A 19,396-nucleotide genomic window follows, 5' to 3' on the forward strand; every position below is an offset into this window, starting at 1 on the left:
GCGGCGCCGGGCGCACCTCGCATTCCGTGCCTCTGTTCGGCCTCCGCCTCAGGAAACGTGAGTGCGAGCCCGGCTCTGGGCAGAACAGTGGGGAGGACGACGCGACAGAGGACCGCGGCCGGGACACCGCGGTCCTCCTCGTGCCGCTCCGACCGAGTCGCGGGAGGGCCCAGGGTGTCGAGCGCAGCCGAGCAGGAGGCAGTGCGGGAACCGGTGCGGGAGGGGCGCGCCCTCGGCGGAGGGCTGCCCGCGCAGGCCGCCCCCGCGGTGAACGGCACGGCCCTCACGGCGCCGGGCGTCTCCGTGTGGCCGGGTGCGCCGACCCCGCTCGGGGCACGCTTCAGGACCGGGCCCGACGGGGTCTCGGGCACCAACTTCGCGCTGTGGGCGGGCGGGGCCGAGTCGGTCGAGCTCTGTCTCTTCGGCTCGCCCGGCGAAGGGGACGGGGGCGGCGGGGGCTACGAGGTCCGGGTTCCCCTCACCGAGCTGACCCATGAGATCTGGCACGGCTTCGTGCCCGGCGTGCGGCCCGGTCAGCGGTACGGCTTCCGGGTGCACGGCCGCTGGGACCCGTGGACCGGCGCCCGCTGGAACCCCGCGAAGCTGCTCCTGGACCCGTACGCCCGTGCCGTGGACGGCGCCGGACGCGACGAGTTCGGGAGTCTGCCGCCGGAGGTGTACGGGCATGTGCGCGACTGGCCGCAGCAGCACGTGGCGGACACCGTGCGCGACGACCGGGACTCGGCGCCGTTCGTCCCCAAGGGGGTGGTCGTCCACGACGACACACCCGGTGACGAGTGGGCGGACGACCGGCGCCCGAAGACGCCCTGGGCGGACTCCGTCATCTACGAGCTGCACGTCAAGGGCTTCACCAAGCTGCACCCCGGGATTCCGGAGGAACTGCAGGGCACGTACGCGGGGCTGGCGCACCCGGCCGCGATCGAGCACCTGACGTCGCTCGGTGTGACGGCCGTGGAACTGCTGCCGGTGCACCAGTTCGCGCACGAGGACCATCTGCTGCGCCGGGGCATGAAGAACTACTGGGGCTACAACTCGATCGGCTACTTCGCCCCGCACGCGGGATACGCGGCCTCCGGGACCAACGGCCAGCAGGTCGGCGAGTTCAAGCGCATGGTGCGCGCGCTGCACGCCGCGGGCATCGAGGTCATCCTCGACGTGGTCTACAACCACACGGCGGAGGCGAGCGAGCTGGGCCCGACCCTGTCGCTGCGCGGGATCGACAACCGCGGCTACTACCGGCTGCAGGACGACGCCCGGCGGTACGCGGACTACACGGGCTGCGGCAACACCCTGCACGTCGTGCAGCCGCACGTGCTGCGGCTGATCACGGACTCGCTGCGCTACTGGGTGACGGAGATGGGCGTCGACGGCTTCCGCTTCGACCTCGCGGCGGCGCTCGCCCGGTCCATGCACGACGTCGACATGCTCTCCCCGTTCCTCGCCGTCATCGCGCAGGACCCGGTGCTGCGCCGCGTGAAGCTGATCGCCGAGCCGTGGGACGTCGGCTCCGGCGGCTACCAGGTGGGCGCCTTCCCACCCCTGTGGACGGAGTGGAACGACCGCTACCGCAACGCCGTACGGGACTTCTGGCGGGGCGCGCTGCCGGACGTACGGGACCTCGGGTACCGGCTCTCGGGGTCGAGCGACCTGTACGCGTGGGGCGGGCGGCGGCCGTACGCCTCGGTGAACTTCGTGACCGCCCACGACGGTTTCACCCTGCGGGACATGGTGTCGTACGAGCGCAAGCACAACGAGGCGAACGGCGAGGGGAACCGGGACGGCACCGACGACAACCGGGCGTGGAACTGCGGCACCGAGGGAGAGACCGAGGACGCCCGGACACGCGCTCTGCGGCGCCGCCAGCTCCGTAACCTGCTGACCACGCTGCTGCTCTCCACGGGCGTCCCGATGCTGGTCGCGGGCGACGAACTGGGGCGCACGCAGGGCGGCAACAACAACGCGTACTGCCAGGACAACGAGATCAGCTGGCTCGACTGGAGCCTGCTGGACGACCCCGGCTGGCGGGCCCTGTCCGACCTGACGTCCCGGCTGATCGCCCTGCGCCACGCGCATCCGGTGCTGCGGCGGCGCGCCTTCTTCTCCGGGCGGGCGCACTCGGCCGACGGGCTGCGGGACCTGGCGTGGTTCACCGCGCACGGCACGGAGATGACGGAACGGGACTGGTACGCGCCCGCCGGCACGCTGGGCATGTTCCTGTCCGGCCGGGACATCCCGGGGCGGGACGCGCGGGGCGTGCCCGTGACGGACGACAGCTTCCTCGCGGTGCTGCACGCGGGCGACAGACCGGCGGCCTTCGTCCTGCCGGGGCCGCCGTGGGCCCGGTCCTACGAGGTCGTCGTCGACACCTCGCGGGAGGAGCAGTCGGCCGCGCCGGGCGTGGTGCACCGGGCGGGCGCGACGATCACCGTGCCGGCTCGGGCGGTGCTGCTGCTGCGGGTGGTGGACTGAGGGGGCGCGGTACCCGGCGCGCCCCTGGCCTGCGGTGAGCCCCTGGACCGGCCAAAACTCGCTGGGTGTTGTCAGTGCCGAAACGTAGGCTCGCTGCTGATGCCCACCACACCTGCGCCCGCCGAGGGAACCGACGAGACCCGACCCGCCGAGAGCCGTTCCGCGGTACGCAGCCTGCTGCGGCTGTGGCCCTATGTGAGGCCCGTGCGCGGACGGCTGGCCGTCGCGGCCGTCGTCGCGGTCGCCGCCTCCTGTACGGGTCTGGTGATCCCGCTCGTCCTGAAGTGGATCGTGGACGGTCCGGTGGCCGACCGGAGCACGGGCGGGGTGTGGCTCGGCGCGCTGTACCTGCTGCTGCTCGGGGTCGCGGAGGCGGTGCTCTTCGGGCTGCGGCGGTGGCTGGTCGCCCGGCCGCTCGCCGGGGTCGAGGCGGCGATGCGGGCCGATCTGTACCGGCATCTGCAGCGGCTGCCCATCGCCTTCCACGACCGGTGGGCGTCGGGGCAGCTGCTGTCGCGGGGGACGACGGATCTGATGCTGCTGCGGCTGTTCCTCGCGTTCCCGCTGACGTTCCTGCTGGTCAACTCGGTGACGATCCTCGTGGGTGTCCTGATCATGCTGGCCCAGGACTGGACGCTGGGACTGGTCCTGCTGGCCCCGGCCGTACCGGTGATGATCGTCTGCTGGCTGTTCGAGAAGCGGTACTCGCGGGTGGCGCGGCAGGCGCAGGACCAGGTCGGCGATCTGACGACGCTCGTCGAGGAGAGCGTGCTCGGTATCCGGATCATCAAGGGGTTCGGCCGTCACCGCAGCCAGGCGCTCGCCTTCCGGGACCTGTCCCGGACGCTGCGCGGCACGGAGCTGGTGAAGGCGCGGCTGCTGGCCGGTATCTTCGCCGCGATCACGACGCTGCCCGAACTGGCCATCGGCGCGGCCCTGGTGCTCGGCACGGTCCAGGTGGCCGACGGCTCCCTGTCGGCCGGCACGCTGGTCGCGTTCCTCTCCACGGCCCTCGCCCTGCGCTGGCCCGTCGAGTCGATCGGCTTCCTGCTGGCCATGAGCCAGGAGGCGGCGACGGCCACGGAACGCTACTTCGAGGTCATGGACGCGCCCCCGGAGTCGGACACCGCGCCGGCGTCCGGGGCGGCACGGGCCTCCGGAGTCGGGGCCGGGCTCCGGTTCGACGGGGTGCGGTTCCGGTATCCCGATGCCGAGGGCGACAGCGTTCCCGTCCTCGACGGGATCGATCTGCACATACGGCCCGGCGAGACCATGGCCCTCGTGGGCGCGACCGGGTCCGGGAAGACCACGCTCACCGCGCTCGTGCCCCGGCTGCACGAGGTCACCTCGGGCCGGATCACGCTAGACGGCGTGGACATCACCGCGATGCCCAGGGAGGAACTGCGCGCCCTCGTCGCCGTCGCCTTCGAGGAGCCCACCCTCTTCTCCGCGGGGGTCGGCGAGAACGTGCTCATGGGGGCGCCGGACACCGCGGGCGAGGCCGATCTCACCCGCGCCCTGGCCGTCGCGCAGGCCGACTTCGTCCACGCGCTGCCGGACGGCACGGACACCCAGGTCGGCGAGCAGGGCCTCAGTCTCTCCGGCGGGCAGCGCCAGCGCCTGGCCCTGGCGAGAGCCGTCGTCGGCAGCCCCCGCTTCCTCGTCCTGGACGATCCGCTCTCCGCCCTGGACGTCCACACGGAGGCCCTGGTCGAGGCGGCCCTGCGGCGCGTCCTCGCCGGGACGACCGCCCTGGTCGTGGCCCACCGCCCCTCCACGGTCCTGCTCGCCGACCGGGTGGCCCTGCTCTCCGGCGGCCGTGTCACCGCCGTGGGCACCCATCACGAACTGCTGCGTACGAGCGCGGAGTACGCCTGGCTGATGTCGGGAAGGACAGAGACGACCGAGAGGGAGAACCGATGACGGCGCCCACGACCACCGCGCCGACAGACGACAGCACGGACCGTCCGGCAGACCCGCCGCCCAAGGACGGCGACCCCTTCGACCGGGACGCCCTGCCCGCTCCCCCGCGTGCCACGGCCACCCTCCTGTGCTCCCTGCTCGCCCCCATGAAGGCCCGCGTCGTCCTCGCGGCGGTCCTCCTGCTGCTCCAGCAGGCGGCGGTGCAGGCGGGCCCGATGCTCGTGGCGTACGCGATCGACCGTGCCGTACCGGCGTTCCGCGCCGACGACCACGGCCCGCTGATCGCGGTGGCGACCGCGTACGCGCTGTGCTCGGTGGCGGCCGGCGCCCTCCAGTACGGCTTCGTCCGCGTCTCGGCCCGCGTCAACCAGGACGTCCTGCTGGATCTGCGCGGCAGGATCTTCCGGCACGCGCAGGCGCTCAGCGTCGACTTCCACGAGCGCTACACCTCGGGCCGGCTCATCTCGCGCTCCACGACGGACGTCGAGTCGCTGCGCGAACTGCTCAGCGAGGGCCTCCAGGAACTCATCACCGTCATCCTGTCGTTCGTCTACATCTCCACGATGCTGCTCTGGCTGGACCTGGGGCTCGGCGCGGTCGCGGTCGCGTCGTTCGTGCCGCTGTACCTCCTCATCCGGCTCTACCGGCGCCGCGCCGGGCGGATCTTCGCCGTCCGGTCGACGGCCATCGCAGCGGTCATCGTGAAGTTCGCGGAGACGATGAACGGCATCAGGCCGGTGCGCGCCTTCCGCCGCGAGGCCGTCAACGACGCGGACTTCCACACGCTCAACAGCCACCACGAGCGCGTCAACGGCGACGCCATCCTGGAGATGGCCCGCTATGTCGTCGGCTCCCGCCTGGTCGCCAACACGGCGGTCGCGGGCATCGTGCTGTGGGGCGCGTACCGGGTGGCGTCGGGGTCGCTCGCGCTGGGTGTGCTGGCCGCCGCGGTGCTCTACCTGCGACGGCTGTACGACCCGATCGACCGGCTCGGCATGTTCCTGAACTCGTACCAGTCGGCGGCGGCCTCGATGGAGAAGATCGCGGGTCTGCTGGCCCAGGTCCCCTCGGTGCCGGAGCCGTCGCAGCCGCGTGAGCTGCCCGCGCCCGCCTCCGAACTGCCGGGCCGGGAGGTCGTGTTCGACGACGTGCGGTTCGCGTACCGGACGGGCGGCGAGGTGCTGCCGGCCTTCTCGCTGACGCTCCCGGCGGGCCAGACCGTCGCCGTGGTCGGCTCCACGGGCGCGGGCAAGTCGACGCTCGCCAAGCTCCTGGCGCGCTTCTACGACCCCACGACCGGCCGCGTCCTGCTCGACGGCGTGGATCTGCGCGAGCTGTCCGTGCCCGAACTGCGGCGCGGTGTGGTGATGGTGACGCAGGAGGCGTTCCTGTTCTCCGGCACGGTCGCGGAGAACATCGCCATCGGCCGCCCCGACGCGTCCCGCGAGGACATCGAGCGGGCCGCGAAGGCCATCGGCGCCCACGACTTCATCAGCTCCCTGCCGGACGGCTACGACACGGACGTACGCAAGAGGGGCGGGCGCATCTCGGCAGGACAGCGCCAACTGGTGGCGTTCGCGCGGGCGTTGCTGGCCGACCCGGCGGTCCTGATCCTCGACGAGGCGACCAGTTCGCTGGACGTGCCGGGCGAACGGGCCGTCCAGCGGGCCATGCACACGGTCCTGCGCGGCCGTACGGCGGTGGTCATCGCCCACCGGCTCTCCACGGTCGAGATCGCCGACCGGGTCCTCGTCATGGAGCACGGCCGTATCGTCGAGGACGGCAGCCCCGACCGGCTCGTCACGGACACCGGCCGGTTCGCGGACCTGCACCGGGCCTGGCGCGACAGCCTGGTGCAGGGACACGCCGAGTGACCCCGGAGCGGGCGGCCCCGGGGCGGAAGGGCCGCCTGGAGCGCTTCGCGTACGAGGATCCGGGCGTCCCCGATCTGCGCGGGGGCGGCCGGTACCTGTGGTGGCTGGTCACCCGGCAGCCGGGGCGGTCGGCGGCGGGCGCGGTGCTGGCCACCGTCTGGCTGGTGCTCGTCGCGCTGACGCCGTATCTGCTGGCCCGGGCGATCGACGACGGGCTGGAGCCGGGCGACCGGGCGGCGCTGGCCTGCTGGTGCGCCGCGCTGCTGGGCCTCGGGGTGTTCAACGCCGTGGTGGGCGTCCTGCGCCACCGCACGATGACCAAGGTCCGGATGGACGCCAACTTCCGTACGGTGAAGCTCGTCGTGGGGCAGGCGACCCGGCTGGGCGCCGGGCTGTCCCGGCAGACGGGGACCGGAGAGGTCGTCACGATCGGCGTCGGCGACGTGCTGACGATCAGCTCGGCGCTGACCGTCGTGGGGCCCGGCGTGGGCTCGGCCGCCGCCTATGTCGTCGTGGCCGGGCTGCTGCTGTCGGTGTCGCCGCCGCTGGCCGCGGTGGTCCTGATCGGCATCCCGGTGATCGTCGTCCTCGTCGGCCCCCTGATGGGACGGCTGCGGGGCGTGGAGACGGAGTACCGCGAGCTGCAGGGCACGCTGACGGCGCGGATCGGGGACCTCGCGGGCGGACTGCGGGTCCTCAACGGCCTCGGCGGCAAGGGGCTGTTCGCCGACGCCTTCCGCCGGGACTCGCGCCTGCTGCGGGAACAGGGGTACCGGGTCGGGGCCGTGACCAGCTGGCTGCAGGCGCTCGGGGTGGGGCTGCCGACGATGTTCCTGGCCGTGGTGACCTGGCTGGCGGCCCGGCTCGCCGCCCAGGGCTCGCTGACCGTCGGCGAGCTGGTGTCCGTGTACGGCTATGCGGCGGTCCTCGTGGGTCCGGTGGCGTTCTTCGTCGAGTGCGGCTACCAGATCAGCCGGGGCGTGGTGGCCGCCCGCCGCGTCGTACGCTTCCTGGCCCTGGAGCCGCTGATGGCGGACGGCTCTCCCGCGGACCCGGGCAAGGACCCCGCCGCGCGCCTCCCTCCGGACGCCCCCGCGGAGCCCTCGGTGCTGCACGATCCGCGGTCCGGTGTCCGGGTGGTCCCGGGCGCGCTGACCGCGCTGGCCTGTGCCCGGCCCGCGGACTCCGCCGCCGTGGTCGACCGGCTGGGCCGGTACACCGGGTCGGCGGCCACCTGGGGCGGCGTACGGCTCGACGCGATCGCCCTGCCGCGGATACGGGAGCGGATCCTGGTCGCCGACAACGAGGCCGACCTGTTCGCGGGCACCCTGCGCGACCTGCTCGCCGGCCGCCTGGACCGGCACGGCGGGGACGGCACGCACGGCACGGACGGCACGGCGGCTCTCGACGCGGCCGTCGGCAGGGCCGTGCACGCGGCCGTCGCGGACGACATCGTGCTCGGGCTGCCCGACGGGCTCGACTCGGCCGTGGACGCGCAGGGCCGCAGCCTCTCCGGGGGCCAGCGGCAGCGCGTCCGCCTCGCGCGGGCCCTGCTCGCCGACCCCGAGGTGCTGCTCGCGGTCGAGCCGACCTCGGCGCTCGACGCGCACACCGAGGCCGCGGTCGCCGCCCGGCTGCGCGTGGCGCGCACGGGCCGCACGACCCTCGTCACCAGCACCTCGCCGCTGGTGCTCGACCAGATGGACACCGTGTACTACCTGGTCGACGGCGAGGTCGCGGCCGTCGGCGGACACCGCGAACTCCTCGCCGGGGAGCCGGGATACCGGGCGCTGGTGGCCCGCGACGCGGACCCCGGCGGCGCGGACGCCAGCGGCGCGGACGCCGGGACCACCGGCGAGCGGGACGCGCAAGAACCGGAAGGGGCCGTGCGATGAGCACGCAGTTGCCGGTCGCCCCGCCTGCCGACGTGCGCGCCGCCGCGGCCCGGCTGATCCGCGCGGACGGCCGCGCCTTCGCCGCCGTGCTCGCCCTGAACGCGCTGGCCGCCGCTGCCGGGCTGGCCGGCCCGTGGCTGCTCGGCCGCATCGTCGACGAGGTGAGGGCCGGTGCCGGGGTCGCCGCCGTGGACCGGCTGGCGCTCGTCATCCTGGTGTGCGCGCCCGCCCAGTTGCTGTTGGCGCGGGCCGCCCGGTTCGTGGGGCACCGGTTCGGGGAGCGGACGCTGGCGCGGGTGCGCGAGGAGTTCGTCGACCGGACGCTGGCACTGCCCGCGTCCGTGGTGGAGCGGGCGGGCACCGGCGATCTGACGGCCCGCGGCACCGCGGACGTCGCCGCGGTGGGCACGACCCTGCGCGACGCGGGGCCCGAGCTGCTGATCTCCTCGGTGCAGGCGCTGTTCCTCATCGGCGCGGTCTTCCTGCTCGATCCGCTGCTGGGCGTCTGCGCGGTGCTCGCCCAGGCCGGTATCTGGTTCGCCCTGCGGTGGTATCTGCGCCGGGCCCGCCCCGCCTACCTCGCCGAGGGCGCCGCCACCTCGGAGGTCGCCGAGATCGTCTCGGCCACCACGTCCGGGGCACGCACGGTCGAGGCGTTCGGGCTGCAGCGGCGGCGCGTCACCGCGAGCCGGGACGCCCTCGACCTGTCCCGCCGTACCCGCATGCACACCCTGGACCTGCGGTCCGTGTTCTTCCTGTCCGTGGAGATCTCCAACGTCCTGCCGGTGGCCGTCGTCCTGATGGTGGGCGGCGCCCTGCACGCGCGGGGCGCGCTGAGCGTGGGCGCGGTGGTCGCGGCGGCCCTGTATCTGCGCCAGCTGGAGTCGCCGCTCGACACGATCCTGATGCGGGTGGAGCAACTGCAGAGCAGCGGCGCCTCGTTCGCACGGGTGGAGGGCCTGGGCCGAGCCCCGCTGACCGCCCCCGCGGGCCCGGCGTCGGCGCCGGGTCCGCCGTCGGAGTCCCCCGCCCGGGTCCCGGTGGACGACCGGATCGACGTACGGGGGGTGCGGTACGCGTACGACCGGGGCGGCGAGGTGCTGCGCGGGGTCGACCTGACCGTGCGGCCCGGGGAGCGGCTGGCCGTGGTCGGGCCCTCCGGCGCCGGAAAGACGACCCTGAGCCGGCTGCTCGCGGGCATCGACGTGCCGGGCTCCGGCACGGTGACGGTCGGCGGGGTGCCGATCGCCGGGCTGGACCCGGAGCAGCTGCGGCGGCAGGTCGTGCTCGTCACCCAGGAGCACCACGTGTTCCTGGGCACGGTCCGCGACAACCTGCTGATCGCCGATCCGGCCGCCGACGACGCCGCGCTGTGGGCGGCGCTCGCGGCGGTCGGCGCCGACGACTGGGTCCGGGCACTGCCGGACGGGCTCGACGCGGAGCTGGGCCCCGGCGGCCGTCCCCCGGCCGCCGGCCACGCCGGGCCGCCGGGCGGGGCTCCGGTCGCGGACGGCTCGCGGGCCCAGCAACTGGCGCTGGCCCGGGTGGTGCTGGCCGACCCGCACACGCTGATCCTCGACGAGGCCACGGCGCTGCTCGACCCCGCCACCGCACGCCACACGGAGCGCGCGCTGGCCGCCGTGCTCGAAGGGCGCACCGTCATCGCCATCGCGCACCGGCTGCACACCGCGCACGACGCGGACCGGGTGGCGGTGATGGAGGAGGGCCGGCTGACCGAACTCGGCACGCACGAGGAGCTCGTGGCGGCGGGCGGCGCCTACGCGGCACTGTGGCACTCGTGGCACGGCGAGCGCCCGCCCTCCGGCTGAACCCCCGTCTCCCCTACAGCGGTCCGGTGGTGCGGCAACTGGTCCGTATACCGAACATGACCAACCGGACAACGGAGCCTTTCGGCCAACTTCCTGATGCGCACCTGACAGAACGGCCGATCTCCTGCCACTCTTCCCACGACCACTTCACAGCAACCTCACAGAAACCGCCGTGAAGGGGTGAACGGCTCTGCCGGCAAGCGGCGCCCCACGGGCCCGAACGCCGGCACGAGCACGCGTACAAGCACACGCACACGCACACGTACAAGCACGTGGTTCTGCGTTCCGTCTTGTTCTGCCCGGACGGCTCCCGGCCGTCCGGTCCCCCCTGGCCGCGCCTTCGTGGCCACGCAGAAGGAGTCCGTGTTGAAGCGCACCTCCCACAGACCCACAGCCCGTTCCGTCTCCCGCAAGGCGACGGCCGGCGCGCTCGTCGCCGTGGCCGCCCTGCTCGCCGCGGCCGTCCAGACCGGCGCCGCGACCGCCGACGCCCCACCCGCCCCGGGCAAGCTCGACAAGGGCTCCCTGGCGGTCAAGCTCTCTCCCGCCCAGCGCGCCGCGCTGATCCGCGACGCCGACTCCGCGAAGACGGACACCGCGGCGGAACTCGGCCTGGGCGCCAAGGAGAAGCTCGTCGTCCGTGACGTCGTCAAGGACGCGGACGGCACCGTCCACACGCGCTACGAGCGCACCTGGGCCGGACTCCCGGTCCTCGGCGGCGACCTGGTCGTCGACACCGCGAAGTCGGGGAGGACCGAGGGCGTCACGCGGGCCGTGCGGGCCTCGCTCACGGGACTCACCACCAGCGCCGCCGTGAAGCCGGCGGTCGCCGAGAAGCAGGCGCTCAAGGCGGCCTCGGCGGAGGGTTCGAAGCGGACCGAGGCCGACGGCGCGCGCAAGGTGATCTGGGCGGCGAGCGGCAAGCCGACCCTCGCCTACGAGACGGTCGTCGGGGGCCTCCAGCACGACGGCACCCCGAACGAGCTGCACGTCATCACGGACGCGGCCACCGGCGAGAAGCTCTTCGAGTACCAGGGCGTCGAGAACGGCACCGGCAACACCCAGTACAGCGGCACGGTGACGCTCGGCAGCGCGCAGTCCGGGTCGACGTACAACCTCACGGACACCGCGCGCGGGAACCACAAGACGAACAATCTGAACCGCGGTACGTCGGGCACCGGCACGCTCTTCTCGGGCCCGGACGACGTATGGGGCAACGGCGCCGCCTCGAACACCGAGACGGCCGCCGCGGACGCCCACTACGGGGCCGCGCTGACCTGGGACTACTACAAGAACGTCCAGGGCCGCACGGGCATCCGCGGCGACGGCGTCGGCGCATACTCCCGCGTCCACTACAGCAGCAACTACGTCAACGCCTTCTGGCAGGACTCCTGCTTCTGCATGACGTACGGCGACGGGTCGGGCAACGCCAAGCCGCTCACGTCGATCGACGTGGCCGCGCACGAGATGACGCACGGCGTGACCGCGAACACCGCGGGGCTCGTCTACAGCGGTGAGTCGGGCGGTCTGAACGAGGCGACCTCCGACATCTTCGCGGCGGCCGTCGAGTTCTACGCCGGCAACAGCTCCGACGTGGGCGACTACCTGGTCGGCGAGAAGATCGACATCAACGGCAACGGCACCCCGCTGCGCTACATGGACAAGCCGAGCAAGGACGGCGCGTCCAAGGACAGCTGGTACTCGGGCATCGGCTCGGTGGACGTGCACTACTCCTCCGGTCCGGCGAACCACTTCTTCTACCTGCTCAGCGAGGGCAGCGGCGCCAAGACCGTGAACGGCGTCGCGTACGACTCGCCGACCTCCGACGGACTGCCGGTCACCGGTATCGGCCGCGACAAGGCCGCGCTGATCTGGTTCAAGGCGCTCACCACGAAGTTCACCTCCACGACCAACTACGCGGCGGCGCGCACCGGCACGCTCGCGGTCGCGGGTGAGCTGTACGGCACCACGAGCGCCGAGTACACGGCCGTGCAGAACGCCTGGGCCGGCATCAACGTCGGCACCCGGCCGGGCGGCGGGGGCGGCGGCACGTCCTTCGAGAACACGACCGCGGTATCGATTCCGGACAACGGGGCCGCCGTCACCTCCTCGATAACTGTTTCCGGCCAGGCCGGAAACGCCCCGTCCAACTTGATCGTGACGCCGAACATCACCCACACCTGGCGCGGTGACCTGGTCATCGACCTGGTGGCGCCCGACGGCTCGACGTACCGCCTCAAGTCCTTCAGCTCCTCGGACTCCGCGGACAACGTCACCGAGCCCTACACGGTCAACGCTTCAACCGAAGTCGCCAACGGGACCTGGCAGTTGAAGGTTCAAGACCAGGCGGCGCAGGACGTCGGCAGGATCAACAGCTGGAAGATCACCTTCCCGACGAGCTAGCCGCGCGGACCCGGCACACAGGGGGTGCCGTCCCGGGAAGCGACTCCCGGGGCGGCACCCCCTTTGCCTGCGCTTTGCCGCTGCCTTGCCCCCCACTTCCGGTTCCATTGCCCGGTCTTTGCGGGCGATCAAGTCCGCATTGCGTACGCCGATCTTCGGGCAGCGGACGATTTCCGGCCAACCTCCATTTGCCCCGCTGACATGTACGCGACCCACCTGGCACTGTTCACCTGGCACGGCAGGCACACCCGCACCGCAACTTCACAGCAGCCCGACCGCTTCCCCATACCGGTCGGACACCCCCCACGAAGGAGCTTGTGTGACCCCCCTCTACGCGCGTCGCAACCGCACCACTCTGGCCATCGCCACCGCTGTCGCGGCCGGTGCTCTCCTCACCACCGGTCTGACCACCGGTGCCTCCGCCCAGACCCCGGCGGAGAGCTCCGACGCGTCCCTCGCCGCGTCCGCGGTCCAGCTGTCCCCGGCAGCCCGTACGAGCCTCATCCAGAAGGCCGAGGCAGCCGCTCCGGAGACCGCCGACGAGATAGGCCTCGGCGCCGACGAGAAGCTGGTCGTCAGAGACGTCGTCAAGAACGCCGACGGCACGACCCACACCCGCTACGAGCGCACGTACGCGGGACTCCCGGTCCTCGGCGGCGACCTGGTCGTCCACGAGACCAAGGCCGGCGCGACGCAGGGCGTGACCAAGGCGACCAAGGCGACCATCAAGGTCGCCGACACCACCCCGTCCATCGCCAGGTCGGCGGCCGAGAAGCAGGCCGTGACCGCCGCGAAGGCCGAGGGCAGCACCAAGTCGGCCGCCGACAAGGCGCCCCGCAAGGTCGTCTGGGCGGCCGACGGCAAGCCCGTCCTGGCCTACGAGACGGTCGTCGGCGGCTTCCAGCACGACGGCACCCCGCAGGAGCTGCACGTCGTCACCGACGCCGAGTCGGGCAAGAAGCTGTACGAGTGGGAGGCGGTCAAGACCGGTATCGGCAACAGCCAGTACTCCGGCACCGTCACCATCGGCACCTCGCTCTCCGGCTCGACGTACCAGCTCAACGACACGTCCCGGGGCTCGCACAAGACGTACAACCTGAACAAGGGCACCTCCGGCACCGGCACCCTGTTCACCGACGCGGACGACACCTGGGGCACGGGCGCGGCGTCCAACACCCAGACCGCCGCGGTGGACGCGCACTACGGCGCCCAGGTCACCTGGGACTTCTACAAGAACGTGCTCGGCCGCACCGGCATCAAGAACAACGGCGTCGCGGCCTACTCCCGCGTCCACTACAGCACGGCGTACGTCAACGCCTTCTGGCAGGACTCCTGCTTCTGCATGACGTACGGCGACGGCGCGGGCAGCGTCAAGCCGCTCACCTCGCTGGACGTCGCGGGCCACGAGATGAGCCACGGCGTGACCGCGAACACCGCGGGCCTCAACTACAGCGGTGAGTCCGGCGGTCTGAACGAGGCCACCTCCGACATCTTCGGCACGGCGGTCGAGTTCTACGCGGCCAGCTCGTCCGACGTCGGCGACTACCTCATCGGCGAGAAGATCGACATCAACGGCAACGGCACCCCGCTGCGCTACATGGACAAGCCGAGCAAGGACGGCGCGTCCAAGGACAGCTGGTCGTCCAGCCTCGGCTCGGTGGACGTCCACTACTCCTCCGGCCCGGCGAACCACTTCTTCTACCTCCTGTCGGAGGGCAGCGGCGCCAAGACGATCAACGGAGTCAGCTACAACTCCACGACGTCCAACGGCACGACGCTCACCGGCATCGGCCGCGACAAGGCCATCAAGATCTGGTACAAGGCGCTCACCGAGTACATGACGTCCACGACGAAGTACGCGGGCGCCCGTACGGCCACGCTGAGCGCGGCGTCGGCGCTGTACGGCTCGACGAGCACCGAGTACAAGGCGGTGGCGGCGGCCTGGTCCGGCGTGAACGTCGCCTAGTACGGCGTGAACGTCGCATAGTGCCCGAATAGTTGTGCGCGGGGCGGTACCCGGGACGAGATCGGTCCCGGGTACCGCCCTACTCTTGGTTCCCATGCCCTTCACGTACGAGGACGTGGGCGCGACCCGCGACGGCCGGTGCCCACCCGGCTTCCACCCGCTGCACGTCCGCACCCGCATAGGCGAGGGCCACGAGGTCTTCAAGACGGCCTCGCAGGCGGTCATGACCTGGGAGGTCCACAGGGCGGCCGGTGTCACGATCACGACGGACGCCGCCGAGGCCGCCCCGGGCGTGGACGTGACGGTCGGCCTGGGCCCCCTCATCAAGGCGCCCTGCCGTGTGGTGTGGACCCTCGACGAACCGCGGCGCGTCGGCTGGGCCTACGGCACCCTTCCCGGCCACCCGGAGTCCGGCGAGGAGTCCTTCGTGGTCGACCGCACGGGCGACGGCACGGTCTGGCTGACCGTGACCGCCTTCAGCCGCCCGGCGAAGTGGTACACCCGCGCGGGCGGCCCGGCGACCCGCGGCCTGCAGCACGCGTACGCGCGCCGGTGCGGGGCGGTGCTGCGGCGGATGTGCGCGGAGTTCGACGAGGCGTAGCACCCGGCGACCCCGCCGCACACCGGCGCCGCGTCACCTCACCGCATGAGCACTCCCGCGCCCTCCGTCAGCTCCTCCGCCGGTACCGCCACCAGGCCCAGTTCCGCGGTGGAGGCGAGGAGCCGGTGGGCCGGGAGGATGCGGACCGTGTAGCCGAAGGGGCCCGTGCGGTCGAGGGAGAGCGGGCCCTCGTAGAGCCAGCGGCCCTCCGCGTCCGGGCCGCCCGCGGGCTTCAGCGGGAACGTCGTGCCGTCCGTGATCCGGTCCTCGGAGTCGACGCGCCCCGAGACCGCCTGCACCTCGACGTCGTCCGGGGCCAGCTCGCCGAGGCCGACGAGGACCCGCAGGGCCAGCGTCGAGCCCAGTTCGGCCGTGGCGGTCACGGCCGTCGTCTCGACATGGTCGACCGTGATGTGCGGCCAGGCCGCCCGCACCCGGGACTTCCACACCGCCAGCTCCCTCGCGGCCGGGTGGTCCATGGAGCGGTGGGCCAGCGCCGCCGGGGTGTAGAGGCGTTCCACGTACTCGCGGACCATGCGGCCCGCCAGGAGCTTGGGGCCCAGGTGGGAGAGGGTCTGGCGGACCATCTCGATCCAGCGGTCGGGCAGGCCCGCCTGGCCCAGTTCGTAGAAGCGCGGGGCCACCCGCTGCTCCAGCAGGTCGTAGAGGGCGGAAGCCTCCAGCTCGTCGCGGCGGTCGTCGTCGACCGCGGTGCCGTCCGCCGTGGGGATCGCCCAGCCGAAGTCCGGCCGGAACCATTCGTCCCACCAGCCGTCCAGCACCGACAGGTTGAGGCAGCCGTTCAGCGCCGCCTTCATGCCGGAGGTGCCGCACGCCTCCAGGGGGCGCAGCGGGTTGTTGAGCCAGATGTCGCAGCCGGGGTACAGCTTCTGCGCCATCGCCATGCCGTAGTCGGGGAGGAACACGATCCGGTGGCGTACGCGCGGGTCGTCGGCGAAGCGCACCAGTTCCTGTACGAGGCGCTTGCCGCCGTCGTCGGCCGGGTGGGCCTTGCCCGCCACCACGATCTGGACGGGCCGCTCGGAGTGCAGCAGCAGGTCCATGAGCCGGTCGCGGTCCCGCAGCATCAGCGTGAGGCGTTTGTAGGACGGGACGCGGCGGGCGAAGCCGATCGTGAGGACGTCCGGGTCCAGTACGCCGTCGATCCAGCCCAGTTCGGCCGTCCCCGCGCCGCGCTGCCGCCAGGACGCGTACAGCCGCTCCCGTACCTCCGCCACCAGTTGCTCGCGCAGGGAGCGGCGCAGTTCCCAGATGTCCTGGTCGGGGATGTCGGCGACGGCGTCCCAGGTCTCGGAGCCGCCGACGGTGAGGGCGTCCTCGGTGCGCTGGGCGCCGATCTGCCGGGCGCCGAGCCGGAACACCTCGGGGGCCACCCAGGTGGGGGCGTGGACGCCGTTCGTCACGGAGGTGATGGGGACCTCGGCCGGGTCGAAGCCCGGCCAGAGCCCGGAGAACATCTCGCGGCTGACCTGGCCGTGCAGGAGGGAGACGCCGTTCGCGCGCTGGCCGAGCCGCAGTCCCATCACGGCCATGTTGAAGAGGTTCGGCTCACCGCCCGGGTAGGTCTCCATGCCCAGGCGCAGGATGTGTTCGACGTCGATGCGCGGGAGTTCCGCGTCGGGGCCGAAGTGGCGGGCCACCAGTTCCCGGTCGAAGCGGTCGATGCCGGCGGGCACGGGGGTGTGGGTCGTGAAGACGGTCCCGGCCCTGACGGCTTCGAGGGCGGCCTCGAAGTCCAGGTCCTCGAAGGACAGTTCGTGGATGCGCTCCAGACCGAGGAAGCCGGCGTGGCCCTCGTTCGTGTGGAACACCTCGGGCCGCGCGTGGCCGGTGAGCCGGCAGTACGTCCGCACGGCCCGTACCCCGCCGATGCCGAGCAGCATCTCCTGGAGCAGCCGGTGCTCGCTGCCGCCGCCGTAGAGCCGGTCGGTGACCCCGCGTTCGCCGAGGTCGTTCTCCTCGACGTCGGAGTCGAGCAGCAGCAGCGGGACCCGGCCGACCTGGGCCAGCCAGATCCGCGCGTGCAGGGCCGTACCGCCGGGGAGGGCCAGGGAGACCTGGGAGGGGGTGCCGTCGGCCTCGCGCAGCAGGGAGACGGGCAGTTCGTTGGGGTCCAGGACCGGATAGTGCTCCTGCTGCCAGCCATCCCGGGACAGGGACTGCCGGAAGTAGCCGTGCCGGTACAGCAGCCCGACACCGATCAGGGGTACGCCGAGGTCGCTGGCCGCCTTGAGATGGTCCCCGGCGAGGATGCCGAGGCCTCCGGAGTACTGGGGCAGCGCGGCGGTGATGCCGAACTCGGGTGAGAAGTAGGCGATGGCGGCGGGCAGTTCGGACGGCTGGGACTGGTACCAGCGGTCCCCCGTCACATAGTCGTGGAGATCGTCGGCGGCGGCGGACAGCCGCCTCAGGAACCTTCTGTCGTCGGACAGCTGGGCCAGCCGTCCGGACGACACGCTTCCGAGGAGCCGCACGGGATCGCAGCCCGAGGCGGTCCAGCGTTCGGGGTCGACGGACTGGAAGAGGTCACGGGTCTCGGCATGCCAGGACCAGCGCAGGTTGCGCGCCAGATCGCTGAGGGGGTGGAGGGCTTCCGGGAGTACGGGACGCACGGTGAACCTGCGGATGGCCTTCACGAGCTTCCACCTTCACAAAGGGCGTATCGCTGTCGCCAAGGACGTACGGACGTCATCCACGACGGTAGCGGCGTGGGTGCTCCACAACCACGGCGCGATCTGCTCCGCGGGGAGCTCGGGATGAGTCTGCGGGCTCGGTGGGGGCCGGCCGCGCAGTTCCCCGCGCCCCTTACGGGGCGCCCTTGTCGGGGCGCGGGCTCTCCGGGGCGCGTGGGCGGTATGGCCGATTCCGCACCGGCGTGCGGGCTTGTGGGGGTTCGCGGCGCACGAGAGGCTGCCGCATGTCGACGAGGGGAGCGCACACCATGACAGTGAGGCGCACACGGCGGCTGCACTGGGCGGGAGGCCTGACCGCGGTCCTGACGGCAGCGGCCGTCTCGGCTCCCGCTCCGCCCGCGCACGCCGCGCCCGAGGGGCGCATATCCGGCAGCGCGAGAACGGGCGCCGTCAGTGGCAGTTACATCGTGACGCTCAAAGGGGCGACGAAAGCCCCGTCGAAGGCGGGCAGGGCGGTCGCCACCGAGTACGGAGCGAGAATAAGCCACACCTACAGCACGGCGCTCAACGGCTACGCGGTGCGGGCCGGTGAGCGGCAGGCGCGGCGGCTGGCCGCGGACTCCCGGGTGGCCTCGGTGGCACGGGACGCCACGGTGAGCGTCGAGCACCAGCAGTCGGACCCGCCGTGGGGCCTCGACCGCCTCGACCAGCGGGAGCTGCCGCTGAACCGCAGTTACACCTGGCCGGAGTCGGCGGGGCAGGGCGTGACGGCGTACGTCATCGACACCGGCGTACGCGTCACCCACCAGGACTTCGGCGGGCGGGCCTCCTCCGGCTGGGACTTCGTCGACGGCGACGCCGTCGCGCAGGACGGCCTGGGCCACGGCACCCATGTGGCGGGCACGATCGCGGGCACGACGTACGGGGTCGCGAAGCTGGCGCGGGTCGTCGCCGTCCGTGTGCTCGACGACACCGGGGCCGGCACGCTGTCGCAGGTCATCGCCGGTATCGACTGGGTGACGACCCATGCGGTGAAGCCGGCCGTCGCCAATATGAGCCTGGGCGGTGTCGCGAACGCGCAGCTGGACGCCGCCGTACGCACCTCCATCGCGTCCGGCGTGACCTACACGATCGCGGCCGGCAACGACGACCGCCCGGCGAGCCTCGACTCACCGGCCCGGGTCGAGGAGGCGATCACGGTCGGGGCGAGCGACCGGAACGACGCCAGGGCGTACTTCTCCAACTGGGGTGCCCGGCTCGATCTGTTCGCGCCGGGCGTGGATGTCACCTCCGCCTCGCACACGGGCGACACCGGCACGGCCACCTTCTCGGGTACCTCGATGGCGGCGCCCCATGCCGCGGGCGCGGCCGCGCTGTATCTCGCCGACCACTCCTCGGCGGCTCCCGCCGAGGTCGCCGGGGCCCTGGTCGACCGGGCCGCCGACGGGGAGCTGTCGGACGTGGGGGCGGGCTCCCCCGACAAACTCCTGCAGGTCGACAACCCTTGACCAAGAACACGTTCGCAGACCGGTCTTGTCCCGCGAATCCCGGGTAGATGCTTCACGGATCAGTTGACGCTTTGCAGATCAGTGGCGGATTCCCAGCGGGCGAGGCCGGTCTTGTGTGTGGACATACGCGCGAGTAGTTAACAAAGTGCCGGATTGCCCACCCGAAAGGGGAGGGAAGGCTCCCTCGGTAACGCACCGCAGGAACCGCCTTCCCACACTCTCATCCGCCCACCCACGTTGACGCGGACAGGAG

The 19,396-nt window shown here is 72.4% G+C and carries 10 protein-coding genes; 9 read left to right on the top strand and 1 reads right to left on the bottom strand.

All coding sequences use genetic code 11. The features are described 5' to 3' along the window. Positions 1-174: 174 nt before the first annotated feature. From glgX to J8N05_RS34535, 8 genes are all read left to right on the top strand, one after another. Positions 175-2,490: a glycogen debranching protein GlgX gene (glgX, locus tag J8N05_RS34500; RefSeq protein ID WP_210889681.1), complete on the top strand. Its 2,316-nt coding sequence runs from the start codon at positions 175-177 to the stop codon at positions 2,488-2,490. Positions 2,491-2,589: 99 nt separating this feature from the next. Beyond that, positions 2,590-4,413 (top strand): ABC transporter ATP-binding protein, encoded by a 1,824-nt coding sequence (locus J8N05_RS34505; protein ID WP_210889683.1) that lies wholly within the window; start codon positions 2,590-2,592, stop codon positions 4,411-4,413. Beyond that, entirely contained in the window at positions 4,410-6,287 is a 1,878-nt protein-coding gene (locus J8N05_RS34510) for an ABC transporter ATP-binding protein (RefSeq protein ID WP_210889685.1), read from the top strand. Before J8N05_RS34505 ends, J8N05_RS34510 begins: the two co-directional genes overlap by 4 nt. Continuing rightward, the gene (locus tag J8N05_RS34515) at positions 6,284-8,182 is read left to right on the top strand and encodes an ABC transporter transmembrane domain-containing protein (protein ID WP_247706624.1); all 1,899 of its coding nucleotides are present in this window, start codon (positions 6,284-6,286) and stop codon (positions 8,180-8,182) included. Before J8N05_RS34510 ends, J8N05_RS34515 begins: the two co-directional genes overlap by 4 nt. After that, a complete protein-coding gene (locus J8N05_RS34520) occupies positions 8,179-10,011 on the top strand; it encodes an ABC transporter ATP-binding protein (protein ID WP_210889687.1) in 1,833 nt (610 codons plus the stop codon). The genes J8N05_RS34515 and J8N05_RS34520 overlap by 4 nt, the downstream gene beginning before the upstream one ends. 366 nt (positions 10,012-10,377) lie before the next feature. Further along, positions 10,378-12,414 (top strand): M4 family metallopeptidase, encoded by a 2,037-nt coding sequence (locus J8N05_RS34525; RefSeq protein ID WP_210889689.1) that lies wholly within the window; start codon positions 10,378-10,380, stop codon positions 12,412-12,414. A gap of 319 nt (positions 12,415-12,733) precedes the next feature. After that, a complete protein-coding gene (locus J8N05_RS34530) occupies positions 12,734-14,380 on the top strand; it encodes a M4 family metallopeptidase (protein WP_210889691.1) in 1,647 nt (548 codons plus the stop codon). A gap of 94 nt (positions 14,381-14,474) precedes the next feature. Further along, positions 14,475-14,981: a DUF1990 family protein gene (locus J8N05_RS34535; protein WP_210889693.1), complete on the top strand. Its 507-nt coding sequence runs from the start codon at positions 14,475-14,477 to the stop codon at positions 14,979-14,981. Positions 14,982-15,019: 38 nt separating this feature from the next. On the opposite strand, the gene glgP is transcribed toward J8N05_RS34535, so the two are convergent. After that, positions 15,020-17,638 carry an alpha-glucan family phosphorylase gene (gene glgP / locus J8N05_RS34540; RefSeq protein ID WP_210889695.1) on the bottom strand — a complete coding sequence of 873 codons (2,619 nt, stop codon included), beginning with the start codon at positions 17,636-17,638 and terminating at the stop codon, positions 15,020-15,022. Positions 17,639-17,943: 305 nt separating this feature from the next. Between glgP and J8N05_RS34545 the strand changes: the two genes are divergently transcribed. Next, positions 17,944-19,143 (top strand): S8 family peptidase, encoded by a 1,200-nt coding sequence (locus J8N05_RS34545; RefSeq protein WP_210889696.1) that lies wholly within the window; start codon positions 17,944-17,946, stop codon positions 19,141-19,143. The last annotated feature ends 253 nt before the right edge of the window (positions 19,144-19,396 follow it).

The organism is Streptomyces liliiviolaceus (genome assembly GCF_018070025.1).
In the GTDB taxonomy this organism is placed as follows: Bacteria; Actinomycetota; Actinomycetes; order Streptomycetales; family Streptomycetaceae; genus Streptomyces; species Streptomyces liliiviolaceus.

Excerpts from the sequence above, each read along its gene's own strand:
- J8N05_RS34505 (WP_210889683.1), top strand. The coding sequence starts at position 2,590 with ATGCCCACCACACCTGCGCCCGCCGAGGGAACCGACGAGACCCGACCC.
- J8N05_RS34510 (WP_210889685.1), top strand. The coding sequence starts at position 4,410 with ATGACGGCGCCCACGACCACCGCGCCGACAGACGACAGCACGGACCGT.
- J8N05_RS34520 (WP_210889687.1), top strand. The coding sequence starts at position 8,179 with ATGAGCACGCAGTTGCCGGTCGCCCCGCCTGCCGACGTGCGCGCCGCC.
- J8N05_RS34535 (WP_210889693.1), top strand. The coding sequence starts at position 14,475 with ATGCCCTTCACGTACGAGGACGTGGGCGCGACCCGCGACGGCCGGTGC.
- J8N05_RS34545 (WP_210889696.1), top strand. The coding sequence starts at position 17,944 with ATGACAGTGAGGCGCACACGGCGGCTGCACTGGGCGGGAGGCCTGACC.